Genomic DNA, 23,942 nt, shown 5'->3' with positions numbered 1-23,942 from the left:
GAACTATTTTAGCGATCAGCAGTGCGCATTTGTGAATGTTCAACACGCCCTAAGTTTATGCAAATAATACTCAAAAATATCCGCTTGCTCCGTTATCAAGTAGCGCGCGTCTTTAGGCTTGGCCGAAAACCCAAACCCTAGCATATCAAGCGTAATCACATAGTAGCGCTGGGTCAGCGCCTGCCACATGCCCTCCCAGTCCCAGCTGGCGCTCGGATAGCCATGGATGAGCACAAGCGCTGGCGCACTTTTATTACCGCCCGTGCGAGTAAAAATTTGCTGCCCATTGATCGACTCAAGCTCTCCTTGTTTTCGCCACTGCGCCAAAGTAATCATAGCTACTCCGCAAATGAGGGATCGGTACGGCGTAGTTTGCGGAGTAGTGCTGGCCAAGCGATATCACCACCTGCGCCTCTCGTCACCTCTTTTGAAGCCGCTTGAATACCGGCTAATATCTGCGGCGGTATATGAGTCAGATTACCACCGCCGCTTTGCGCTTTGATTTGCACTTCGCAAGCTCTTTGCATGATATACATAAATAAAAAAGCATCCGCGACCGTGCTGGCGCAAGTAAGCAAGCCATGATTACGTAGAATCATGAAATTCGCATCGCCTAAGTCTGCGACCAGACGTACTTTTTCATCAGGGTTTAGCGCCACCCCTTCATAGTCATGATAGGCCAGGTTCGATAGCGGAAAGAGCGACTGCTGTGATAAAGGCAGCAAGCCCTCGGTTTGAGCTGACACCGCCACGCCGTCGCTAGTGTGTAAGTGCAGCACACAATGTGCATCGTCACGGGCGTTGTGTACGGCGCTATGAATAGTAAAACCGGCGGGATTGATATCGTAATTCGATGGCGCAACTTTTTCGCCGGCCTGATTGGCTTTTACCAAGTTTGAAGCGGTAATCTCTTCAAAAAATAAGCCATAAGGATTAATCAGAAACTCATCTTCTGTATCGGGCACGCGCGCTGAGATATGGGTAAAGACCAAATCATCCCAGCCATACATGGCGATTAATCGGTAGCAAGCGGCCAAATCAACGCGCATCTGCCACTCTGCGGCGCTGACGTTGTCTTTTACAGTCGCAGCTGAGTTATTTAGATCGTTTGTCATGTCATTTTGCATGGTGTCATCCTTTACTGTGTTCGCTCTTTAGAAACTTTAGAAATAAGCGCTGTTGTCCGTTACTTCATTCTAAACACTTTTATTGGCTTAAAGCTATTCCTAAAAATGAGCAGTCATCATCCTTTGCTGCCTGACATAATATTGCGCTTGGTCAGTTTTAGCGTACTGCCGCCCTTTGTAACCGCCAGTCACGCTAGCCTAACTACGCTCGGCCGAATTTCTGCTAAAATTGTGTCATAATGTTACCGCCGTAAATAACAGCTACCATAATAGCCAAATCAAAAAATAACGGAATAAAAGCAGTTCAATTAAGATAGCTCAATAAGCAGCAACAACAATAGGAAAGGTTTGCTATGCGACTACACTCACTTTTTCAAAAAATGCATGAACGTACGCCAAAGCTTGGTAAAGCGGTATCATTAGCGACAGCGACAGGAGTTATCGTTGGTAATAGTTTCGCCGGTAGTATTCCTATCTGGCTAATGGGCGCCACCAAAATCATTACCGGAGCTGACATCGCTGACAAAACCGTGATAAAAATCGCCAACTACTGGATTAATAGTAACAATACTTTGATCGATACCATCTTACCCAAAAAGGACTGGCGCATTAGCCTACCTGATGATATCGATGTCCAAGGCAAATATTTACTAGTGAGCAACCATCAATCGTGGGTCGATACTAGCATCGTGCAATACATCAGTCGCGATCGTCTGCCTTTGACGCGGTTTTTTACTAAGTTTGAGCTGATATATATCCCTATCGTCGGTCAGACCTTCTACTTTTTAGATTTCCCGATGATGCGTCGCCACTCTAAGCAAGCCGTGACCAAAAACCCAGCACTGGCAGGTAAAGATATCATTGAGGCTAAACGTGCTTGCGCGCTATTAAAAGATAAGCCTTTCACTTTGCTCAACTATTTAGAAGGTACGCGCTTCACCCCAAAAAAGCGTGATACTCAGCAATCACCTTACACGCATTTGCTTAAACCAAGAGCTGGAGGTCTGGCGCTAGCGATCAATGCTTTGGGCGATGAGATCGATGGTATCTTAGATATGACCATCGTCTACCCTGATGGCGTGCCCACTTATGGTGAGCTTTGGCAAGGGAAAATCAAGCGCTTGGGAGTCGATGTCCGGCATATCGAAATCCCTGACGAGCTATTTGCAAGTCTACAAGATGGCGGTTATGAGAACGACTCTGCTACTAAAGAGCAGATGTTTGCGTGGGTTGAGCATCTGTGGCGTCAAAAGGACGAGCGCATCACGTCGATGTTGGCTGAGTTTGAAGAGTAAATAAGCTACATATAATAAAGAACTGCCAATTATCATAAAATATTTTTAAAATGGTGAGAGTGACGTATACTAATAAGACGTCATAGCAACGGTACTGACGGATATGTACTACTAACGATGATAAGGATATGCAAATGTTAGGAAAAATGATGCATCAACCGCTACTGATCAGTAGCTTAATTGAGCATGCTGCTCGCTATCATGGCGATACTGCCGTCTACTCGAAAGAAGTCGATGGCACGATGACCCAAAGCGATTGGGCGAGCATCTCAGACAACTCAAAGCGGCTGGCTAATGCCCTACAAACGCTAGGTCTTAAGTCCTCAGATCGCATCGCGACTCTGGCCTGGAACAACCGCCGCCACTTAGAGGCTTGGTACGCCATCTCCGGCAGCGGTATGATTTGCCACACTATCAACCCGCGTCTCTTCCCCGAGCAGCTCGCTTACATCGTTAACGACGCTGACGACCAGGTGCTATTCTTTGATATCACTTTTTTGCCGCTCATTGCCGCTATCAAAGATCATATCAAAGGCATCAAGCATTTTATCTTGTTGGGCGAGCGCAACGAGGCAGTGCTAGAGCACTTCCCAGATGCGCTATTCTTCGATGAACTCATCAATGAGCAAGAGTCTGAATTCGACTGGCCAGAGCTTGATGAAACCACTGCTAGCTCGCTATGCTACACTTCAGGCACTACGGGTAATCCTAAAGGCATACTCTACTCCCATCGCTCCTCAGTGCTACACGCTATCGCACTGTGTATGCCGGATGTCTCATCGCTATCCGCGCAAGATGTGCTACTGCCCGTTGTACCGATGTTCCATGTCAACGCTTGGGGCACGCCATACGCCGCGGCGATCGTCGGCTGCTCTTTGATCTTGCCAGGACCCAACCTCGATGGTGACAGCCTGGTCTCAGTGATTGATGATTATAAGGTGACCATTGCGCTAGGCGTGCCGACCATTTGGCAGGGCTTATTGAACGCGGCCAAAAACAGCGGTAGCAAACTTGAGAGCATGACGCGGACTATCGTTGGCGGCGCTGCTTGTCCGCCCTCCGTGATCAAGACTTTCCGTGAAGACTTCAACTGTGATGCGATACATGGTTGGGGCATGACCGAGACCAGCCCGCTTGGTACTATGAATCAAATCAAAGCCAAGCACAAATCTTTGAGTAAAGAGGAGATCAACGAGCTGCGCAAATCACAAGGGCGTCCGCCTTATGGGGTTGAGCTGCGCTTGATGGATACTGAAAACCCAGAGCAAAGAGTTGCTGAGGATGGCGAGTCGCAAGGTCGCTTGCAGATTCGCGGACACTGGATCATCGATGACTACTTCACTCATAGACCAGACGCTATCACTGACGATGGCTGGTTTGATACGGGTGATATCGCTACCATCGACGCTGATGGCTATATGAATATTCGTGACCGATCCAAGGATCTGATCAAGTCAGGCGGTGAGTGGATATCCTCAGTGGAGCTTGAAAACATCGCCGCCGGTCATCCTGAGGTAAAAATGGCCGCCGCTATTGCCGCAAAGCATGAACAGTGGAGCGAGCGTCCGGTATTGATAGTGGTAAAAGAGGATGGCTCAGAGGTAACCGAGGCACAGATATTGGAGTTTTATCAAGACAAAGTTGCCAGTTGGCAAATTCCTGACAAAGTCGTTTTTGTCGATAACATCGTGTTAAATGGCGCAGGCAAGATGGTAAAAACTGACTTGCGCGATGAGCATGGTGATGTGCTGCTAAATTCGTAGGTTAGGCTATAGAGTCCGCGTCACAAAAAAGCCTGCTACTACGCAGGCTTTTTTATATGAATATCAAATGACTATTACGATACCATCTAATCAGGACAACTCGCGTAAGTGCAGCCACAGCCGCGTATCTAGCTCAACTTGATGATAGTCTGGCTGCATATGATGGCACAGCTGATAAAACGCTTTACTATGATCTTTTTCTTTAAAGTGTGCCAGCTCATGAACCACTATCATCCGCAGAAATTCGAGCGGCGCGTCTTTAAAGACACTCGCTACGGTGATGCTGTTGTGCGACTTGAGCTTACTGCCCTGCACTCGCGACTGATAAGTATGCATGCCTAGCGCTTGTTTTAGCGTGCTAAGCTTACTGTCGTACTTCACTTGCGATAACGGAGCGCTTTTACGCATGTAGTCGTTTTTTATCTCATTGATATATTGATACAGCGCTTTGTCGCTTTGAATTTGGTGCACGTTTGGATATTTATTATTCAGGTACTCGCCAAGCTGACCACGACTGATAAGCTTGGCCACTTGTGTTTGAATAGACTCAGGATAATGGGCGATGTATTTAAGGGTAGTCATACATAATGCTCATAAGGTTTATTTTATACTGTATCAAATATTCTAAGATAGAGCCTGACATGCTTTGACAAAGTCCTCAGGCGTATTGAAATTCGTTAAATACTGCCACTGCGGATCAAAAGCGACTTTTTGGCAAATCGGCTCTATAAAATGCATGACACGGCGTTGACCGCTATCGAGATAAGCGCGCAGTTCAGGCTCGATAGCGCGTTGATACAAGCCTAATAACGGATATAAATGGCTATCATCGCTTAGGCAAACGACTGCTCTAGCGTGTAGGCTGCGGTTGGTAGCAGCGCTTAGATGTTGCCAAAGCTCGGTGGCTTTAATTAAGCTATCACAGCTGATAACCAGTAAGTAATCAGTTAGGCTATTTTTAGAACTAGTATCCTTAACGAATGAAATGGACGTTTGCAGCGCTGATTCAATGGCGGCTAAAGCGCCGCCTGTGTTTTTGTACTTATCATCAGTCTTGCTATTATCTGCTTTTTTATCATTTTGACCATAGTCCTTGATATGAAAAATAGGCGCTTCGGAGCGAGCCGCTAACGCTTCATCTACCTTAAACCCATGCTCATTATCAGCAATCATAATCGGCACGTTTAATCTCATCGCATGTCTGACATGATAGTTCAGTAACGTCTCACCACCGGGCAGCTTGAGCTTGGCTTTGGGCGTACCCATACGCTTAGAGTTGCCGCCTGCTAAAATGACCACTCCGGCTAATCTCATATGTTTTATGACCACGGGAATGGCTGCACGGTTACGCTCTCACCTGCCGCTAAGTTGCCGCTATCTTTTGCCAAAACAATCAAACAATTGGCTTGGCTTAACTGCTTGATACGGTGCGATTGCTGTTTGCTAAAGGCTTTTACGGTAAAACTGCCATCACTGTTTTGGGATAATACGCCGCGCTGAAAGTCTTTGCGTCCAGCTGACTTACGCACGTCATTGTCTAGTGTCGCCTGTACTGTCCTTACCATCGGCATATCATCGGCACTGACGCCAGATAACCGCCACAAAGACGGTATTACTAGCTGTAGCGTACCTACCAGAGTGGATAATGGGTTGCCCGGTAGCCCAAAAAACAAGACAGGCTTGGCAAGCTTATTATCGCTATCGCCTAATAGCTCACCAAAGACAAAAGGCTTGCCCGGTTTCATCGCGACTTTATAGTGATTGATTTTGCCTAATTGCTCGATAACCGTCGTCAAAAAATCATAGTCACCGACCGACACGCCTGCGCTAGAGAGGAGCACATCGCATTCGTTCATAGCGGTAGTGACAGTCGCGATCGTCTGCTCTAAATTATCAGGAATAATACCGTAGTCTTCGATAGTTACTGGCAATCCTGCTAATAAGGTTTTAAGCGTTGGCGTATTAGAGTTATAGATTTGCGCTAGGCTCTGTAGCGGCTGACCGACAGCGACTAGCTCATCGCCTGTCGCCATGACGCCTACCTTTAACGGCTGATAGACTTTGACTTTTGCCACTCCAAGATTGGCCAGTAAGCTAATGTCGGCAGGATTAAGACGCTTGCCTTTTTGTAGTACCACTTCGCCCTCTGCAATCTCCTCGCCTTGCTTACGAATATTATCATCGGCTTTAGCGGCTTGCGTCAGCGTTGTATGATAAGGCTGAGACTTATCGATGGATTCGCGTATCTCAGCAAAGTTGGTATTCTCTTGCATGATGACCGTATCGCCATCGTCTGGCACCACAGCACCGGTAAAGATGCGCACCCCTTGTCCCGCAGTGAGCTTACCCGTATAAGGACTTCCCGCTTGCGATTCGCCCACGATTTCGATACTAGTATCTGCATCGAGCGCGCTACCCGCTGCGATACTGTAGCCATCCATCGCAGAGACGTTTTGTCTGGGTATATTGAATGGCGAGCTAATATCCTCCGCCAAAATATGATTTTGGCACTCAAGCAAATCGATCTTTTGTACCCTGCGTTTGGTTACAGGAAAGTCCGTTTGATTATAGCGCTCAATACGCTCAGTGATCGCTTGTTGCAGCGCTTCTAAGGTAATCATAAGATGGGTACTCACTTATAAATATGTATACGCGTCATTATAGTCGTTAACTGCCAAAACAAAGAAATCTTTAATAAAAATAGCTTTTAAAAAAAACAATCTCACATAGCTCTAATATCTTGAATAATAAGTCACTCTGTCAGCACGCAAAAACCCTGCAAGCCCTAAGCCATAACGCTCAGCCACTCGCACTGCGGTACTAGTCGGCGCGGACATCCCCACTAGCCAAGGCAGCTGCATCCTTACGGCTTTTTGCACCAGCTCAATCGATAAGCGTGAGGTCATCACCACGCAATCAACCTCTGCCTTTTGTCGTAATTGCCAACCGATCAATTTATCTAATGCATTGTGCCGACCGACATCTTCGAACAGATATAACTTATCTTTGTATAAAGTTGCCGCCGCATGTACCGCGCCCGTTAGCTGATGGGTGTGCTGCGTAGCATCGATTTGCGCTCTAATATTTAGTAGATGCTCTAAACGAGGTTTGGCAGTTAACTGAGGGCTGTTATCGGCATAATCACTAAGATCCGGCAAAGCTTGACTCAATCCTGTGATACCGCACATACCGCAGCCTGTACGCCCTGCCAGCTGCCGCTTTTGCGCTTGAATGCGCTGATGACAACGCTGGCTCAGTACCAGCTCGACCAGATAGGTATCGTAATCTAATAAGTGCGCAAAACTAGAGTGGTCAGTAGAGTTATCAGCATCATCGACTCCCACAGCATCTTGGTTAAAAGCCGTCAACTTAGCGTCATCGCTTAGGTGCGTCACTTCCCAATCGAGCAAATCACGACTTTGCTCAATCAGCCCCTCGCTATACAAAAACCCAAGCGCCAAATATTCAAGCTGATTGGGGCTCGCCATCAACACTGCATAATGAATGCCGTTGATAACGATAGCGACCGCCGCCTCTACCGCAAGACTCGCTGGCTGGTTGTCGATAGCAACCGGCTTTGCACGCTTATTCTCAGACGGTGTTAGATTCGGAGCGTTCTTTAGGGCATAGTGATGTTTTTGCGTAAGATGGCTGCGTGCTAGCGGTACTGCAGATGTTGAAGCAGTGTCTTGCTCTGCCTGTTTGTAAGTCATGTTAGTGCTATCTTTAGCCATCATCAGTTAGCGAACTCACTTATCATTTAATATTAAAAATGGTGGGTTATACTAAGACAACCCACCTTATCATTACCACCGGACAAACCGTTAAGCCGAGACAGCGTGACCCTTGGCAACAGAGTCTTGGCTGACTTGCTCGGTACTGACTCGCTCTACTATCACCGTTGAGGACTTATAAGCGGGTATGTGCGAGCTTGGCGCATGCGTATCTAAATCGAATAAGTCATTACACTCAGGATAGTATGCGGCTACTGCATTGGCAGCGATGTCCATCTCGGTCAATACTAGCGGCCCTAACGTACGCATTTGCTCATGGCTATCTTGGCGAGAAATAGTAACTTTATCGCCTTTTTGCCAGCCCAAACGGCTGATCTCATCTGGATGCATAAACAGCACATCGCGGCGCTCGGTTTGACGATAGCGATCTTGGTGACCAAATATCATGGTATTGAACTGATCGTGACTGCGCACGCTAGTGAGCTGCCAGACTTTTTGTAAGTCATTAGCTGCCGCATTCTCATCCAAGCTATGATCTATCTCAGCTTGCAAGTCCTCAGACGCCTCTGCCATCTGCCGAGCGACAAAGGTAATTGGATACTTAGGTACTTCAAACTGTGCTTTGCCACTATCGGTATTCCAGACCCGATGACGCGCTGGATGATACAGATGGAAGCCGCGATCCGCCTCGCGCACACGGTGATTGAAGTCCTCAAAACCATCGATGGCTTGCGCCACATAATCACGAATAATATCGAAGTCTTGGCTCATTGCTTGCCAAGGAATATCGCTATCACCTAATACATACGCCGCTAAGTCCGCGATGATCTGCACCTCTGACTTAATGTCTTTGCTGATAGGTTTGAGGGTCCCTTGCGAGCGTGAAACCTGACACATAGAGTCTTCGGTAGTGGCAAACTGCTCGCCTTTTTTGGTAATAATCTTCTCAGTACGGCTAATACACGGCAAGATAATATTGTTCGCGCCTGGATAGAGCATAGTGCCATTGAGCTTAGTACCGACAAAGACATTGAGCTGGGTCGTTGTGAGCGCTTGCTGAATAGCGCTCATATCAGGAGCGGCGACTGCATAGTTACCTCCCATACTTACAAAGGCTTTGAGCTTACCTTCGATTAATGCTTTAGCGCCACCAACGACATCGAAGCCATCCTCGCGCGGCATTTCACGCTCAAAGACACGCTCTAAGCTATCGAGCAGCTCTTGCTTAGGACGCTCATGCACGCCCATAGTGCGGTCGCCTTGCACGTTTGAATGTCCGCGTACCGGAGAAGCGCCCGCCCCATCGACACCGATCATACCCATCATCAGCAGTAGGTTAGTAATCATCGCTACGTTATCATCGCCTTGCACATGCTGGGTGATACCCATGCCCCAAGTACAGATGGTCTTAGGGCTAGCGGCGACTTGCTTGGCTAGCGCGACAATCTGCGCTTGCTCGATACCGCAGCCAAGCTCAATATCCGCCCAAGTTTGCTTATCAAGCCACTGCTGCAAAGGCTCATACCCTGAGGTGTGCTCGGCGATAAAGCGCTCATCAATTTTATTATTGTCAATCAGCCACTTGGCTAATCCTGTCAATAAAGCAGCATCGCCGCCGATTTGGATTTGTACCACATCATCGACCATAGCATCGCTTTGGCCCGCTGCCATATGGCTCGGTTTTTGCGGATTTCTAAAGGCGCTTAGGCCCTGCTCGCGCATTGGGTTGACGGAGATAATCTTGCAGCCTTGTTTGTGCGCGTGAGCGAGCATCTCAAGCATACGCGGGTGGTTCGTTGCTGGATTTTGTCCGAACATAATGATCAGTTTGGCTTGCTCGAAGTCCTCTAGCATCACCGTTGCTTTACCGACGCCTAGCTGCTTACCGAGCATGACTGAGGTCGGTTCGTGACACATATTGGAACAATCAGGTAGATTGTTAGTGCCATAGCAGCGCACAAAGAGCTGGTATAAGAAGGCCGGCTCATTGGTGACGCGGCCTGAAGTATAAAACAACGCTTCATCTGGTGAGGCAAGTTTATTGAGCTCATCAGCGATGATTTGATACGCATCATCCCAAGCGATGGGCAGATATTTGTCTTGTTTGGCATCATAGCGCATCGGCTCAGATAGGCGACCGCTATGCTCAAGCTCGTAGCCGCTCCAGCCTTGTAGCTCGGTCACAGTATGGCGAGCAAAAAACTGAGCATCGGCTTTCACGGACATGGTTTCGCTAGCGAGTGCTTTAATCCCTGTTTCGCAGACATCAAAGGTCTTATGCGACTTATGATCCGGCCAAGCACAGCCTGGACAATCAAAACCGCCATTTGGCTGATTGCTTTGTAATACGCTCAGGCTACCACGCAAGAACGACTTATAATCCATAAGTTTGCGCGTAGAAGCCACTAGCGCCGGCCAGCCTGCCGCAGGATGGGAATAAATAGGAATTTTTCGCATAGCAAACCTCGCGCACAAATGAGTGCAAAACCGATAGTGATGACTTTATCTTAGCACTACTTTTACGCAAATAAACGCGCCTATAATAAAAAGTAGCAAAACTCCTTAAACCAGCACCAAATGAGTCATATTAATCCTGCATAATCTTATACTTAAATCTGCATCGGTTGTTATGCGTATATGCGTAATTGTTGTTTATCCATTATAAAAACACCATGAGAACAGCATAAAACTAGCTATAAAAACAGCTATAGACATTGTCTGTCATTCGCTCTTTACAAGTGTGCCGATTCTCATCAGCGCTCTTAATTTTTATCAATTTTCTTAACTAGGAAGCTCTTATTGGGCTTGCCTATCTGTATGACCGATGCTTGTATCCCGTCCACCTTTCTACTCTACTTTTATAAAGACACTGGGCATATAAGACACTGAGTAACATCTTTTTATCACTCTATTTCTATTTTTATCACCCTATTTAAGTAAGGACGTACTATGATAGCTATTAAGCGTTCACGCTTAGCAGTAGTAACCGCAAGTCTTAGTGCCATCTTAGCACTTAGCGCTTGCGGGCCGGCCAATGACGACGCTGCCCCTACTCCCAAAGACGCTGCAGCTGCGTCAGATCTACATGACCAGCATCATATAAATGGCAAAGACTTAGCTATGGATGACGATATCGCTCATAGTGAATCGAGCACGGCTATGTATCAGGCCTATAATGACTCTATGACTCAGATGCATAGTAAGATGATGTTGGGCATGGGCTACAACGACCCTGATTCAGCTTTTACTCAAGGAATGTTAGGCCATCATCTCGGTGCCGTTGATATGGCTAAGATTCAGCTCAAATACGGTAAAGACCCGGAGATGCTACAACTGGCGCAAAAGATCATCGATGCACAAGAAGTCGAGATCGAGCAGATGCAAAAATGGCTAAATAGCCATCCTGATGTCGCCGCCCCCATGGCTGACACTGGCGCTATGCAGCAAGCTTATGCCACTGGTATGAATGATATGCATGGTGAGATGACGCTTGGTATTACCGACCCTAATCCCGACATGGCCTTTGCACGCGGTATGCTCCCCCACCATAGAGGCGCGGTAGATATGGCTGAGGTACAGCTTGAGTATGGAAAAGATCCGGAGATGCTGCAATTGGCGCAAGAGATTATTGCCGCTCAGCAGCCGGAGATCGAGCAGATGCAAAACTGGATCAAAGCTAACGGCGGTGTAGAGTCTAACGCTCAATAGCGCCTTAGGCTGTTACAGCCAAAGAGCCAAACAAGGTTATCAACAAAGATATAACACTTATAAAAATAACGAGGTATAACTATGTCTACTACGAACCGTAAAATACTCATCGCAGGCGGCGGTATCTCGGGGCTAACTGCTGCTTTTGAGCTGTCCGAAGACCCAAATCTAGAGATTACTGTTGTGGAGTCTCGTGCGCGCTGCGGTGGCAAAATGATTGGGTATTTTAATGAAGAGGCGCAGCGTTTTGAAGAGCACTCTATTCGCGCTTTAAGCTCGACTTATTTTTCTTTGTTTAATCTCTTTGATCGGGCGAGCTTATTGCATATGTTAACGCCTGTTGATAACTATCAGTTTTATCAAAGTGGTAATAACGCGCTTGATGACGAAAAGATACAGAGCAAAAATAGCGGTAATAAAGTCGCTGTCGATAGACGCGCGTCGTTAGATTTGGCGACTATTGAGTCGATGATTGAGACCTTTAATCTCAACAAAAAAGACATGCTGCAACTAGTGCAGCGCATCGTCCATCACGTCAATGCCTCTGATGAAGAGCGTGCAGCAATGGCTCATAAAAAAGCAGGCGACATTATCGGTATCGATGACTTTGACGCGCATACTAAGCGCTTTATAACCAATTGGTTCGGGATTTTGACGGGCGCGCGCATGCATAGTAAAGCGGTCGATATCATGGACAGCTTTGTACTGATGTTCCTGCCGATGCTTGACGCGCCTGTGCTGCCAAAAGGCGTGGCTTCTAAGTCCTACTGCTTTAATCGTCCCACATCCAAGGTCATTGACGCGTTAGTTGATAAGCTAAAAAAGCGCGGGGTCAAATTCATCACCCAAACACGGATAGTCAATCTGCATCACCATGATAACGAGCAGCTGAGCATAGATATTCAAGCAAGTGACAGTCAATTACAACATACCCTGCAGGACCAGCGTTTTGATGCGGCAGTAATGGCGCTACCGCATGAGGTGCTGTGGAAACTGGGGCTCATGCCGCAAGTCAAAAAGCCGTTCAATGATGAATGGTCGTTTGGCACTCAGTATCCGTTGAGCGAAGTGCCAAAAGTTTTTGAGCCATTTTTGGGTAAGTCGTACAACCTATGCTTTGATGCGCCGTGGAATATCGTCTTTCAAATTCAGCACCGTGACGGCTTTTGGCAGGATGTTGAGTTTCCTGACGGCTTTGACTATAACCTATCGGCCACTTGTAGCTCACCGTTTAATAAAGGCTCGCTGTTTGGCAAGCGCTTTATGGAGTGTAGCCCTGAGGAAGCTGCCGAGGAAATCCTTTATCAGCTAGGTATCACCGATGCCGCCGAGCGTAAAGCCATTGCAAAAGGCGGCTCTATTGACGCTATCAATCTACGCTATACCGAGGATTGGCAAGACTATGCTGATATCGAAACGGCAGAGATGGGTATCTTGCAAGAGAACGGTAAGCGCTGGGTTAACTTAGCGCAAATCTACGTACGTAATGCCGATGACGAGCTGATTGATACTGCGACGCAGTGGGACAATATAGTGTTAGCTGGCGAGATTATCTCAGTGACTGGGCGCTGGAAAATCCCAACGATGGAGCAAGCAGCCACCTCTGGTAAACAAGCGGCGCAAGCGCTATTTGATTATCTAAACATAGATACTCCAGTCAGCTTAGAGACGTCAACTTTGCTTAATCAAAAGCGCTATAAATATCTTGATCCGTTAGTGACGGCTATGAGCAAAACAGCCAATGCGCTGTCCTAGACTACTGTAAACGTTAAGATAGCCACTAACCCTTAGTGAAGGTGATATTCACTAAGGGTTTTTATCGATGATACATCTGTTTTATAGAAGTAAACACTATTAAAGCAACCACTCTATATTCTGTACGATCATTACCAAACCACTGACTACCATGAGTAAAATCAGCATGACTCGAAACTGCTTCACACTCATGCCCGCCAAAAAGCGCTTGCCAATGACATTACCGGCGATAGCGCCTAATCCTAATACCAAACCATATATCCAAAGCTGCGCGGTCAAGATACCAAAAAAAGTATAACTACCTATCTGAGCGATACCTACAAAGAACGAATTGGCGGTTTTGGTGGCGATAAGGTCTTCTTTTTTGAGTCCCGTGTTCATATAAAACGGATTGAGTACAGGCCCCAAACCTCCTACCAAAGTGCTGATAAGAGCGGTCACAAAACCCAGAGGTATAAAGCCTAATTTTGGCATATTAAAAGACTTATCAACTTTGCCAAACCTGTATTGAAATACAGTAGAGATAAGGAAAATACCAACCAATAGCTGAATCCAATTAGCATTTAGACGACTAAACAAAAATGCTGCCAGCCATGCACCGATGACAGCGCTTGGCACATAGTATTTTACCAATGACCAGTCGATATCCTGCCAAAATAAGTACAGCCGCGAAGGACGACTTATAAAAGTACCTAGGTTAATAATGGGAGCGGCTGACGAGGCACCGAATAGCCAAGAGGTAACCGGTATCAGCAGCAAAGCACCGCCGCCACCTGACACAGTAGATATGATAAAAGCCAACATGCCTGCAAAAAACAAGGCTGCTAAGTGCCAAGTCGCCATCGATTGTAAAACCGCAAAAACATCAAACATTATCGAATGAGACACTACCAATCCTTATAACAAATAATCCTGTTTGACATACTCCACGCACCACTTATGAAACGTTTGCGCCGCAGGTGAGATCGTCTTATTCGCTCTCTTAAAAATGCCTATTTGCCGGGTCAAAGCTGGCCTGAGTAGCGGCAGCCAAATCAGATCAGGCTCATTAGACGGAAAAGCCAGCTTAGGCAAAGTGGTGATACCAAGACCGTGACGCAATAAAGAAAATAAGGAAGTGATATTCTCAACCGTATAGCGCGCTTGCCGGTTTAACACCTCGGCAGGGGTGTTCTCTAGCAGGCCACAAGTACCATTATAAATAAACGGCTGCTCGATAAGCTGCTGCCATGTTAGACCTGCCGCGAACCCTGCTTTTCTTTGCGCGGCTGTCGCGTTCTGTAGCTCATCAGTTAGCGCATTACTCTTTAGGCAAACCACGCCGATCGGATCCGCTATCAAAGGCGTAAAATCGATATCGGCTTGGTTAATGGTATGGCAATTCCCCAAAGCCAAATCCACCTCTCCTGCCAGCAGCCTATTGGTCACCCCAACCGAATTGTCATCTATCAGGACAATCTCAATGTCAGGATATCTTTTGGAATACTCAGCCAACACGCTAGGCAACAGTTTAGTCACAAGTGACGGTACGCTTGCCACTCTGATCTTACCTTTATCGCCCGCCGCTACTGCTTGCAAATCTTCCTCAAGCGCCTGATACACCGCCATAAACTGAGTAATTTTGGGTAAACACACCTCGCCAAAAGCGCTAAGGGTAGCTTTGTTACCGCTTTCAAATAACGGCTTGCCAAGCGATTTTTCCAGCTCTTTGATAGAAGCTGATAATGCCGCTTGCGTGCGGTGTGCGTGCTCTGCGGCAGCGCGAAAACCGCCCTCTTCTACCACGAGTAAAAAATGCCGCAGCTGTTGTATTTTCATAATTCATCACCTAAGACCATGCACTGACAATTTAACTTACATGATAAATAAAATCTATCATTATTAATATTTAATGAGTTAGATTTGTCATATTAAAACAAGTAGCATAAATGCTAACCACAGGACTATTGACCAGAACTATCAAACAACGATTTAAAGTTGTGATAGCTGTTTATGACATCTATTTATGTTATCTAAGGAAGCTTGCGTTATGACCACTCATTCAGCCAAACAAGCGGTAAAAACCTCACTTTACGCCTCAAAAGCGCCTCTTGAGTGGGCAGTTACGAGTAATGGTGCCTTATACACCGCGCAGATCCCGATCGATGATAAAGGAGAAGTCGTTAGCGGCGGCATCGAAGCGCAAACTCGGCAGACGCTAGACAATCTTAAGCACACGCTAGAATGTGCGGGTGTCGGCATGGACGCGGTATTACAAGTGCTGATCTATGTGACCGACCGCGAGTATCTCAAAACCGTTAACCAAGTCTATGCCGAATATTTTGAAGCGCCCTACCCAAACCGTGCTGCGCTCGTAATAGCAGGACTGGCAAGAGAAGAGATGCTGGTTGAGCTGGTCGTTTATGCTGCTGTGCCTTAAGCTCTATATGCCTTATTGGCAATAATTATAATTATATTTAAATCAACTTTTTCGTTTATTCAAACTATCTTATCAAGGATTCATTTATGTCTACTCAAACTGCACAAACCACCCTAAAGCAAGACCCAACGAAATCCCTTTATATCAATGGTGAATGGCAAAGCGGTACAGACACTATCGCCAATATTAACCCCTCAAACACTAGCGAAAATCTGGGTGATTTTGCCCAGGCGAGCAAGGATCAAGTCAAAGACGCCATTGCAGCCGCCCGTGCTGCGCAGCCCAAATGGGAAGCGACGCCGCTTGAGAAAAAACAATCTATCCTACAAGCGATCGGCGATGAGATGATTGCGCGCTGTGACGAACTAGGCACGCTACTATCACTAGAAGAAGGTAAACCGTTCGCAGAGGGTCGCGGTGAGATTTATCGTGCCGGTCAGTTCTTTCATTACTACGCCGCTGAAGTCTTACGTCAAATGGGCGATCTGGCAGATTCAGTCCGCCCAGGCGTTAAAGTCGAAGTCACTCGCGAAGCGGTAGGCGTGGTGGCAATTATCTCTCCTTGGAACTTCCCAACTGCGACTGCCGTTTGGAAAATCGCCCCTGCTCTCGCCTTTGGCAACAGCGTGATTTGGAAGCCTGCCAATTTAACGCCAGCAAGTGCTGTGGCGATGGCTGAGATCATCCACCGTCAAGGCTTGCCAGAGGGTACGTTCAACTTAGTATTAGGTGGCGGCTCATCTGTCGGCGACGCGCTGATTCACTCAACCGATATCGACGCGGTCAGCTTTACAGGCTCTGTACCGACAGGCCGCAAAGTTGCTGCCGCTACTGCGCCGAACTTTGTGCGTTGCCAGCTTGAGATGGGCAGCAAAAACGCTCTTGTTATCGCTGATGATGCCGATATGCAAATCGCAGTTGATGCCGCGATTGCCGGCGCATTTGGCGGCTCGGGACAGAAATGTACTGCCTCCTCTCGCTTGATTGTAATGGATAGTGTCCATGATGCCTTTGTCGAGGCGATGGTTGAACGTATGAAAACCCTAAAGGTTGGTCACGCATTAGATGACGGTATCTTTATGGGGCCGGTGGTTGATGACAAGCAACTAGCAGCCAATATGGACTGGGTTGAAAAAGCCAAACAAGCAGGCGCTAATCTTGCCTATGGTGGCGAGCGTCTACAAAAGCAGCACGACGGCTACTATATGGCGCCAACGCTATTTACTGAGACTGACAACAGCTGGGATGTCAACCAAGAAGAAGTGTTTGCTCCCTTAGCTTGCGTGATACGCGCCAAGGATTTAGAAGAGGCGATTGCCATGACCAACGACACGCGTTTTGGCTTGACTGGCGGTATCATCACCCAAAGCTTGCGTAATAGCGCCCTGTTTAAAGAGCAAGTACAAGCCGGCTGCGTCATGGTTAATTTAGCGACTGCGGGTACGGATTATCACGTGCCCTTTGGCGGGCGTAAACAGTCAAGCTTTGGCCCGCGAGAGCAAGGTCAATACGCCAAAGAGTTTTATACCATTGTTAAGACCGCTTATCAAAAGGCGTATTAAGAAAAATGAATATAAAGCACTTAATTTGTCATAGCTAATATAAAGTTAAGTATGCTGGGATGAATTTTTCGAAGCCTCTGTGAGCATGGCGAACAGCAAGCGAGGAAAATTTATACCAGCTATACGAAATAATTGACAACCTTATTTAAATGAGTGCCTGACATACTTTATCAAAGCACAAAAGGATAACAAGATGTACCAAGACCATATCGTCATCGACGGCTTGCAATATAGCAATTGGGATCGTGATTATTTTAAGATGCTACAGGCCAGCGGTATCAACGCGGTACATGCTACTTTAGTCTATCACGAAGATGCGCGTCAGACCATGACTCGCTTTGCTGAATGGAATAGGCACTTTGAGCAAAACAGCGATTTGATTTTACCTGTCTATGATGTTGAAGATATCAAAACCGCGAAAGAGGAAGGCAAAGTTGGCATCTTTTTTGGCGCACAGAACTGCTCGCCTATCGATGATGAGATTGGCCTTATTAGCGTGATGCGCCGTTTAGGACTGCTGATTATGCAGCTGACTTATAACAACCAAAGCCTGCTCGCCACCGGTTGTTATGAGTCCAAAGACAGCGGCGTGACCCGTTTCGGTCAGCAAGCGATTAAAGAGATGAACCGCGTCGGCATGATTATCGATATGTCGCACAGCGCCGAGCAGTCCACGCTTGAGGCGATAGAGCACTCTAGCCGTCCGATCTGTATCAGTCACGCCAACCCCACTACTGCCCATGACGCGCTGCGTAATAAGTCTGATACCGTGATTAGCGCCTTGACTAAGGCTGGCGGCTTGCTTGGCTTTAGTTTATATCCGTTTCATCTGCCCAATGGTAGCGACTGCACGCTTGATGATTTTTGCACGATGATTGCTGATTGCGCCGATAAGTACGGCGCCCGGCACTTAGCCATCGGTAGTGATCTGTGTCTTAATCAGCCAAAATCCGTACTCGAGTGGATGCGTAATGGCCGCTGGTCAAAGGCGATGGACTACGGCGAAGGCAGTGCTAACAATTCAGGTTGGCCAGATAACTTGCCTTGGTTTGCTGGCGAGAAAGGTATGGAGAACATCTATAACGGTCTGCTTCAACACGGTTTCAATGAAGCTGACGCAGGCAAAATCATCGGTCAAAACTGGTTCGACTTTTTAGAGCAAGGAATTAAGCCTTTGACTTAAATCTTTTGATCACATCTTTAATACTCAGACTTATATTTTATTCAATCCTTTATGACGCTATAAGGCATCAGTTGTTTTTGGCGTTAACCTTTATTTGACATCATACCATTGAAGCTCTTGAACTTTTACGGCTGATTTCATTGATATGATTTAAGCTAACGCATGACGACGTCATGACAACTACAGGAAGCCAAACCATGGCTGATTTAAAGGGACTTAAGCAAGACGAGCTCGGACGCTCATCTACTCTAGTAGAAGAAAACACTGATACTTTGGGACTCAAAAACCCAGCTTTTTGGTATAGCGGCGGTTTTATTACCCTGTTTGTACTAATGGCTATTTTTGCAGAAGAGCAGCTAGCCGTCGTCGTCAACACGGCTTTTGCTTGGTCTGCTGATATTTTTGGGCCTTTTTGGCAGATACTCCTCCTTGCCACCTTTGTTATTGCCCTAGCCGTTGGCGCTGGTCGTACGGGCCGGGTAATTTTGGGTAATCTGCCCAAGCCTGAGATGGACAATTTTAGGTGGATGGCGATTCTGTTTTGTACCCTGCTCGCAGGCGGCGGCGTATTTTGGGCGGCAGCTGAGCCTATCGCTCATTTTGTCGCTGCGCCGCCCGTCTACGGGGCAGCCGCTGATCTACAGCAGCGCGCTTTTAATGCCTTGTCGCAATCTTTTATGCATTGGGGGTTTTTGGCGTGGTCGATTGTTGGCAGCTTGACCGCTATCGTAATTATGCATTTGCATTATGATAAAGGTCTACCGCTCAAGCCGCGTACCCTACTCTATCCAGTATTTGGTGAGCGAGTATTGACAGGACAGACCGGCGCTATTATCGATGCTTGCTGTATCATCGCCGTGGCTGCTGGTACTATTGGTCCGATTGGTTTTTTAGGGCTGCAGACCAGTTACGCGCTAAACGAGCTATTTGGCATTCCAGATACCTTTGTCACTCAGCTGATTATTATCGTTGGCGCTATTGTGCTTTATACCATTTCGGCGATTAGTGGTTTGGCGCGCGGTATGCAATTACTAAGCCGCTTTAACGTTATATTAGCCGTTGCACTGATGCTATTTATTTTAATCTTTGGACCGAGCAACTTTATTGTTAACGGCTACATTCAAGGCGTCGGCACGATGGTACAAAACTTCATTCCGATGGCGACGTTTCGCGGTGATGAGGGCTGGCTTGGCGGCTGGACGGTGTTCTTTTGGGGCTGGTTTTTGGGCTATGGGCCGATGATGGCGATCTTTATCGCGCGTATCTCGCGAGGTCGCACCATTCGCCAATTAATCACTACGGTCTGTATCATCGCGCCGCTGGTAACTTGCTTTTGGTTCACGGTCGTAGGCGGTTCAGGCCTTGCTTTTGAGATTGCCAATCCGGGTGTGGTTAGTAGCGCTTTTGAAGGGTTTAATCTACCAGGTGCCCTGCTAGCCGTTACGCAGTCATTACCTTTCCCATTAATCGTCTCAATACTGTTCCTTATTTTGACTACGGTGTTTATCGTCACTACAGGCGACTCGATGACTTATACTATTAGTGTGGTCATCAGCGGCGAACGCGAGCCTAACGCTATGATTCGTACCTTTTGGGGGATAATGATGGGTATCACGGCTATCGTTTTAATCTCTTTAGGATCAGGCGGCGTCAGTGCCTTGCAGTCCTTTATTGTAATTACCGCGGTGCCTGTCTCCTTTATTCTGCTGCCGTCGCTTTGGAATGGGCCACAAATTGCTCAACAAATGGCACGTGATCAGGACCTTTATCGTCCTAATCGCGTGGAGACTGACTATCTCATTCAAGAGGAGAGATTAGAAAAACAGGCTATCGTTAAAGAGCTGGATTAACTTTAAAACCTTAACCGGCAAAGCTCAATATAATCGGTCATTTCGTCACTTAATACTGTACTAAATGACCGGCTCAATACACGACTTACCACGGAGGCATTATGAATTTCGATCATGCAAATGATAATAGTATGACAGGCATTGAGCTGGCAAAACGTTCTTTACGTGCCCCTAATGTAGTCATGGACGCTGAGCGGCTTGGCGCTATGCATCAGACGCGCATTAGCTTTGTGCGTACTTTGCTACGTAAGATAGATAGAGAGCAATGGACGCTCAAAACCTATCTTTGGGATTTAGATGACAACGGTTATGGCCAAGTGATTTACCGCTTGCAGACCGCTGAGCATGTCTATCATTTGGTAGTGTTTTGCAATGAGCTGGCAGATGATGAGCGTAACGACAGGGTGATTGCACAGAAGTGGGATGTCACCTTTGGTCTCGTGTATGGCGAGATTGGGCAAGAGCTACTCGATCAGCTCAAAGCTAACGTACCGCTACAAGAAGCGGGCCGCAACTCTAACATGGTCATGGTGCTGGCGCGCGCGAACAAGAGTGTGCGCGTGTTTGAGCACACAGTCTCACGCTTAGCAGAGGGCCAACAGCCGGATCTTGATATCCTAGCGAAAGTGGGCTACATCCTGCGCACTACCGCCGTTTATGGTAATGGCAAATTTGGTATTTATGATTTTGAGCCGCTGAATCACAGCGAGGATTTTAATCAGTCTTTTCGCGCGCAGATGTGCGCCGTTTATTTATTACGTGAATTCAGTCTTGATTGGGTCGACTATTTAGCGCATAAGCGCGGCGGTGACAAGGCCATCACGCTACATCCTGAGATAAAGCGCTATTTGGGCATCGGTAATGCCACAGGTCTAGGCATGGCGCCTTATTTGATTAATCATCCCTGCATTGTCGATCAATGGCTGACCACGCGAGAAGAGGCGCTACAAGCGACACTCGTCAACGAAATCAATTCAAAAAAAGCGGCTTATTTCTCAACTTTACTCAACCGCGCTATTCAGCATTTTACCCAAATCACCACTATCGATGAGACACAAGCCTCGTTAAACAACACTGCAGTAAAAGAGCTGACCTTACTACGCAATAATTTACTGACGACAATAAAGAGCTACCAGACTTGGGGCGATTTTTTGCACGCGCATAATGACTTAAGTTATGAAGCCCAAGAAGTCATTATCTCTTGCTTGATGGAGCTGTATCCTGAGCAAGTAGACGCCTTTCAAGAAAAGGTCAACGCCGATGAGACCTTGTCGCTACCGAAAGGTAAAACAGTTGAAGACTTGCTCGAGGTATTACAAAGCCGTTATCAGTGGGCGATTAATCTTGACTTCAATGAGCCGGATAACAGTTATTGGTTTTGGTATCGCTCGATAGATAAAGAAGAGCCGCGTATGGGCGTGCGCGGAGAGGAACCTGGCGATGATCGTGAGCTGTCGTTAGATATCGCGCGGCAAGTGAACCGCTTATATGTAGCGCTCAAACAAGCCGAGCCTGAGCGGCTACTCTCTGAGTTTATCTTAAAACAGCCCAAGTATCGCACTATCGCCCGCCGCGTTTGGACAATGGGTCATAAAGCGATGGGCGATATCCAAATGAACGTACTACAAAAGGACACTCTGCCTATTCATCTGCTGCGCTGCAAACTATCGATGTTTGGCGCAACCAAATTCGATCCACGCTCCGATCGCTGGGTACGAGTGACGTTATTTCAGGGTGCGCCGCTGTTCAATGAAGTCCATAGCGATGAGTGGCTGTTTCCGCTGCTGCCAAGCCTACCTTTGGATAAGATGTCTATAGCGGAGCAGACAACAATACTGGCTACCGATGCGCCCAATGGACCACTGCCGACAACGCCCATTGCGCCCATTGCGCCCATTACGCCCAACCATGCAGATAAAGCGATGAAGGAGATAGAGTTATGATCGTCTCACGCAATGAGATTGTCAGTACCGTGTACAAAGCCTTTACCGGTATGCACCGCGAAGTGGGCGAAGCCGATCTAGTCGCCACTATGGTTGCCGAATTGCAAATGGCGGGGCTTGATGGCGTTGAGCAATTCAATAATGCTACGCCTTATATCTTGACGGAGCAAGATACGCCTATCGATATCGTTGATGAGAGCGAGACTGAGATTCGCTTTAATTTGCATAGCAGCAGCTTAGCTTGCCACCTGCCCGCTATCATGGACTACGCGCTAGAAAAAATGGGAGATCTTAAGCATTATAAAATCTATATCGAGAACTGCCATAATCGCTGGCTGGCTTATAGTGAGTTGGTTAAGCTGGCTGACAATGGTATCGCCTGCCTTGCCAAATGGGACAATGGTAGCGCGCCGAAGCACACTTTATTTACCCTAAATCAAGGCTTTACCTATCCTGATATTTACTTTTTTAATGACATTCAAGCCAATTACAACACCGACGATATGATAATTGAGCTTGCAACGTCAAATTTCGATATCGATAACGAGAGCCGAGATTTTGATCATAAGATATCGACTGATGAGCTGTATGAGACGCATAATCGCGCTTGGAAAGAAGGCATCTATGTCGATGATGAGCAGTGGCAGACCCTCAAAAAAACGGCGGCGGCTATCTTAGTAGAAAATAGTGACACCTCAAGCAAAGGCGCAGGCGGCGTATAACCAAACATTGAAGAGTTAAGCTCTCAACATCTTAAATACAATACGACCTTTATGGCCCTCATAGCTAGCCACTTTGAGGGTTTTTTATCGTTTAAACAGCCGTTAAAAATAAATATGTAAAAAAATAAATATAATAGAAACAGCGTAGAAATTTTTTGCTATGATGATATTTTGCAGACATAAGTTCAACCGTATTTCTCTTACCTTCTATCTGACATTGTAGTTTTAAGATTGATCATGCCAGTGTGTCAGATATCAGCGGGTTTTGGCGTTATGAGGTCGCATATGCTACAGGTCAGCTATTCTATTAAGTGTTGGTTATTGAGCTTTAGCTTTTATATGATGTTTTATTTCATAGTATTTGCTAAGGGTTATGCTTCTATCGAGCTCCTTTATTTATTAGGAGTTAGCACCTTATTGTTCCCTATATCCAAACGCATTATGGATGCCTTATGTGACACCTTGATACCCAATACTGCTCTATTTCATGGCCTACTTCTACCGTTTATTATTAATAGTCTAATATGGCTGCTGACACCTTTTATCATCGCCTTAACGTTAGTTGTCTATACAGTCTGCGCTATTAGCAAATCTATCAACCCTATAAGTCACCCTAAAGATCAGCGTCTGCAGCAAAAGATCAAGCGCCGTAGCAAGCGCAGATAAGTAGCAAGCGCAGATAAAATATCAAGATAATAGTAGAAACAAGCAGACAATAGTTTTCAAAATGAAGTCGATATGCCTGTTACCGTCATTGCTATACTCTAAGTGATTTAGGGCGTGTTGAACATTCGACCTTGGCACTGACAGAGACTATTTTTTAGGTGATTTGCAGATAAAAATGGTAAGTTTAGTCGTTCTAAGCGTCTATTTTTATCAAT

Annotated in this window: 20 protein-coding genes; 11 read left to right on the top strand and 9 right to left on the bottom strand. The window is 46.7% G+C overall.

What is annotated here, in order from left to right:
* Positions 1 to 39: 39 nt before the first annotated feature.
* Both I3248_RS10710 and I3248_RS10705 read right to left on the bottom strand, forming a co-directional pair.
* On the bottom strand, positions 40 to 336 hold the full coding sequence (locus tag I3248_RS10710) for an alpha/beta fold hydrolase (protein WP_238063686.1): 297 nt from the start codon (positions 334 to 336) through the stop codon (positions 40 to 42).
* 2 nt (positions 337 to 338) lie between these two features.
* On the bottom strand, positions 339 to 1,127 hold the full coding sequence (locus tag I3248_RS10705) for a class II aldolase/adducin family protein (RefSeq protein WP_238063684.1): 789 nt from the start codon (positions 1,125 to 1,127) through the stop codon (positions 339 to 341).
* Positions 1,128 to 1,480: 353 nt separating this feature from the next.
* Between I3248_RS10705 and I3248_RS10700 the strand changes: the two genes are divergently transcribed.
* Together I3248_RS10700 and I3248_RS10695 are read left to right on the top strand one after the other, a co-directional pair.
* Entirely contained in the window at positions 1,481 to 2,422 is a 942-nt protein-coding gene (locus I3248_RS10700; protein WP_025645876.1) for an acyltransferase, read from the top strand.
* Positions 2,423 to 2,556: 134 nt separating this feature from the next.
* Positions 2,557 to 4,185 (top strand): long-chain-fatty-acid--CoA ligase, encoded by a 1,629-nt coding sequence (locus tag I3248_RS10695; protein ID WP_201609768.1) that lies wholly within the window; start codon positions 2,557 to 2,559, stop codon positions 4,183 to 4,185.
* Between the two features lie 90 nt (positions 4,186 to 4,275).
* Here I3248_RS10695 and I3248_RS10690 read toward each other — a convergent pair whose 3' ends face one another.
* From I3248_RS10690 to I3248_RS10670, 5 genes are all read right to left on the bottom strand, one after another.
* On the bottom strand, positions 4,276 to 4,767 hold the full coding sequence (locus tag I3248_RS10690; protein ID WP_201558030.1) for a M48 family metallopeptidase: 492 nt from the start codon (positions 4,765 to 4,767) through the stop codon (positions 4,276 to 4,278).
* A 42-nt stretch (positions 4,768 to 4,809) separates the two neighbouring features.
* Positions 4,810 to 5,499 (bottom strand): molybdenum cofactor guanylyltransferase, encoded by a 690-nt coding sequence (locus I3248_RS10685; RefSeq protein WP_238063682.1) that lies wholly within the window; start codon positions 5,497 to 5,499, stop codon positions 4,810 to 4,812.
* 5 nt (positions 5,500 to 5,504) lie between these two features.
* Positions 5,505 to 6,806: a gephyrin-like molybdotransferase Glp gene (gene glp / locus I3248_RS10680; RefSeq protein ID WP_238063680.1), complete on the bottom strand. Its 1,302-nt coding sequence runs from the start codon at positions 6,804 to 6,806 to the stop codon at positions 5,505 to 5,507.
* Positions 6,807 to 6,917: 111 nt separating this feature from the next.
* Positions 6,918 to 7,898, bottom strand: a complete 981-nt coding sequence (locus I3248_RS10675; RefSeq protein ID WP_238063679.1) for a formate dehydrogenase accessory sulfurtransferase FdhD — start codon at positions 7,896 to 7,898, stop codon at positions 6,918 to 6,920.
* A 111-nt stretch (positions 7,899 to 8,009) separates the two neighbouring features.
* Complete coding sequence (locus I3248_RS10670; RefSeq protein ID WP_238063678.1) at positions 8,010 to 10,376, bottom strand: FdhF/YdeP family oxidoreductase; 2,367 nt, start codon at positions 10,374 to 10,376, stop codon at positions 8,010 to 8,012.
* A 492-nt stretch (positions 10,377 to 10,868) separates the two neighbouring features.
* Here I3248_RS10670 and I3248_RS10665 point away from each other — a divergent pair, with 492 nt between their 5' ends.
* Entirely contained in the window at positions 10,869 to 11,627 is a 759-nt protein-coding gene (locus tag I3248_RS10665; RefSeq protein WP_238063677.1) for a DUF305 domain-containing protein, read from the top strand.
* Positions 11,628 to 11,708: 81 nt separating this feature from the next.
* Entirely contained in the window at positions 11,709 to 13,382 is a 1,674-nt protein-coding gene (locus I3248_RS10660; RefSeq protein ID WP_238063676.1) for an FAD-dependent oxidoreductase, read from the top strand.
* Positions 13,383 to 13,481: 99 nt separating this feature from the next.
* Here the strand turns inward: I3248_RS10660 and I3248_RS10655 are convergent, their stop codons facing one another.
* Together I3248_RS10655 and I3248_RS10650 are read right to left on the bottom strand one after the other, a co-directional pair.
* Complete coding sequence (locus I3248_RS10655) at positions 13,482 to 14,270, bottom strand: sulfite exporter TauE/SafE family protein (protein WP_238063674.1); 789 nt, start codon at positions 14,268 to 14,270, stop codon at positions 13,482 to 13,484.
* Between the two features lie 9 nt (positions 14,271 to 14,279).
* The gene (locus I3248_RS10650; RefSeq protein ID WP_238063673.1) at positions 14,280 to 15,200 is read right to left on the bottom strand and encodes a LysR family transcriptional regulator; all 921 of its coding nucleotides are present in this window, start codon (positions 15,198 to 15,200) and stop codon (positions 14,280 to 14,282) included.
* A gap of 211 nt (positions 15,201 to 15,411) precedes the next feature.
* On the opposite strand from I3248_RS10650, the gene I3248_RS10645 reads away from it, so the two are divergent.
* The 7 genes from I3248_RS10645 (at position 15,412) to I3248_RS10615 (ending at position 23,727) form a co-directional block, all read left to right on the top strand.
* On the top strand, positions 15,412 to 15,801 hold the full coding sequence (locus I3248_RS10645; protein ID WP_238063672.1) for a RidA family protein: 390 nt from the start codon (positions 15,412 to 15,414) through the stop codon (positions 15,799 to 15,801).
* Between the two features lie 86 nt (positions 15,802 to 15,887).
* Positions 15,888 to 17,363: an aldehyde dehydrogenase family protein gene (locus tag I3248_RS10640; protein ID WP_025645897.1), complete on the top strand. Its 1,476-nt coding sequence runs from the start codon at positions 15,888 to 15,890 to the stop codon at positions 17,361 to 17,363.
* Between the two features lie 193 nt (positions 17,364 to 17,556).
* Positions 17,557 to 18,546 carry a membrane dipeptidase gene (locus I3248_RS10635; protein ID WP_025645899.1) on the top strand — a complete coding sequence of 330 codons (990 nt, stop codon included), beginning with the start codon at positions 17,557 to 17,559 and terminating at the stop codon, positions 18,544 to 18,546.
* 197 nt (positions 18,547 to 18,743) lie between these two features.
* A complete protein-coding gene (locus tag I3248_RS10630) occupies positions 18,744 to 20,396 on the top strand; it encodes a BCCT family transporter (RefSeq protein WP_238063671.1) in 1,653 nt (550 codons plus the stop codon).
* 101 nt (positions 20,397 to 20,497) lie between these two features.
* The gene (locus I3248_RS10625) at positions 20,498 to 22,339 is read left to right on the top strand and encodes a hypothetical protein (RefSeq protein WP_238063669.1); all 1,842 of its coding nucleotides are present in this window, start codon (positions 20,498 to 20,500) and stop codon (positions 22,337 to 22,339) included.
* The gene (locus tag I3248_RS10620) at positions 22,336 to 23,061 is read left to right on the top strand and encodes a DUF3726 domain-containing protein (RefSeq protein WP_238063667.1); all 726 of its coding nucleotides are present in this window, start codon (positions 22,336 to 22,338) and stop codon (positions 23,059 to 23,061) included. Before I3248_RS10625 ends, I3248_RS10620 begins: the two co-directional genes overlap by 4 nt.
* Positions 23,062 to 23,400: 339 nt before the next feature.
* Positions 23,401 to 23,727, top strand: coding sequence for a hypothetical protein (locus I3248_RS10615; RefSeq protein ID WP_238063665.1), 327 nt, complete (start codon positions 23,401 to 23,403; stop codon positions 23,725 to 23,727).
* Positions 23,728 to 23,942: the final 215 nt, after the last annotated feature.

Source organism: Psychrobacter sp. Ps3, from assembly GCF_022129275.1.
Classification (GTDB): Bacteria; Pseudomonadota; Gammaproteobacteria; order Pseudomonadales; family Moraxellaceae; genus Psychrobacter; species Psychrobacter submarinus.
This window is presented reverse-complemented; position numbering and strand designations above follow the sequence as displayed.

Excerpts from the sequence above, each read along its gene's own strand:
- I3248_RS10710 (WP_238063686.1), bottom strand. The coding sequence starts at position 336 with ATGATTACTTTGGCGCAGTGGCGAAAACAAGGAGAGCTTGAGTCGATC.
- I3248_RS10705 (WP_238063684.1), bottom strand. The coding sequence starts at position 1,127 with ATGCAAAATGACATGACAAACGATCTAAATAACTCAGCTGCGACTGTA.
- I3248_RS10700 (WP_025645876.1), top strand. The coding sequence starts at position 1,481 with ATGCGACTACACTCACTTTTTCAAAAAATGCATGAACGTACGCCAAAG.
- I3248_RS10695 (WP_201609768.1), top strand. The coding sequence starts at position 2,557 with ATGTTAGGAAAAATGATGCATCAACCGCTACTGATCAGTAGCTTAATT.
- I3248_RS10690 (WP_201558030.1), bottom strand. The coding sequence starts at position 4,767 with ATGACTACCCTTAAATACATCGCCCATTATCCTGAGTCTATTCAAACA.
- I3248_RS10685 (WP_238063682.1), bottom strand. The coding sequence starts at position 5,499 with ATGAGATTAGCCGGAGTGGTCATTTTAGCAGGCGGCAACTCTAAGCGT.
- glp (WP_238063680.1), bottom strand. The coding sequence starts at position 6,806 with ATGATTACCTTAGAAGCGCTGCAACAAGCGATCACTGAGCGTATTGAG.
- I3248_RS10675 (WP_238063679.1), bottom strand. The coding sequence starts at position 7,898 with ATGACTTACAAACAGGCAGAGCAAGACACTGCTTCAACATCTGCAGTA.
- I3248_RS10670 (WP_238063678.1), bottom strand. The coding sequence starts at position 10,376 with ATGCGAAAAATTCCTATTTATTCCCATCCTGCGGCAGGCTGGCCGGCG.
- I3248_RS10665 (WP_238063677.1), top strand. The coding sequence starts at position 10,869 with ATGATAGCTATTAAGCGTTCACGCTTAGCAGTAGTAACCGCAAGTCTT.
- I3248_RS10660 (WP_238063676.1), top strand. The coding sequence starts at position 11,709 with ATGTCTACTACGAACCGTAAAATACTCATCGCAGGCGGCGGTATCTCG.
- I3248_RS10650 (WP_238063673.1), bottom strand. The coding sequence starts at position 15,200 with ATGAAAATACAACAGCTGCGGCATTTTTTACTCGTGGTAGAAGAGGGC.
- I3248_RS10645 (WP_238063672.1), top strand. The coding sequence starts at position 15,412 with ATGACCACTCATTCAGCCAAACAAGCGGTAAAAACCTCACTTTACGCC.
- I3248_RS10640 (WP_025645897.1), top strand. The coding sequence starts at position 15,888 with ATGTCTACTCAAACTGCACAAACCACCCTAAAGCAAGACCCAACGAAA.
- I3248_RS10635 (WP_025645899.1), top strand. The coding sequence starts at position 17,557 with ATGTACCAAGACCATATCGTCATCGACGGCTTGCAATATAGCAATTGG.
- I3248_RS10630 (WP_238063671.1), top strand. The coding sequence starts at position 18,744 with ATGGCTGATTTAAAGGGACTTAAGCAAGACGAGCTCGGACGCTCATCT.
- I3248_RS10625 (WP_238063669.1), top strand. The coding sequence starts at position 20,498 with ATGAATTTCGATCATGCAAATGATAATAGTATGACAGGCATTGAGCTG.
- I3248_RS10620 (WP_238063667.1), top strand. The coding sequence starts at position 22,336 with ATGATCGTCTCACGCAATGAGATTGTCAGTACCGTGTACAAAGCCTTT.
- I3248_RS10615 (WP_238063665.1), top strand. The coding sequence starts at position 23,401 with ATGATGTTTTATTTCATAGTATTTGCTAAGGGTTATGCTTCTATCGAG.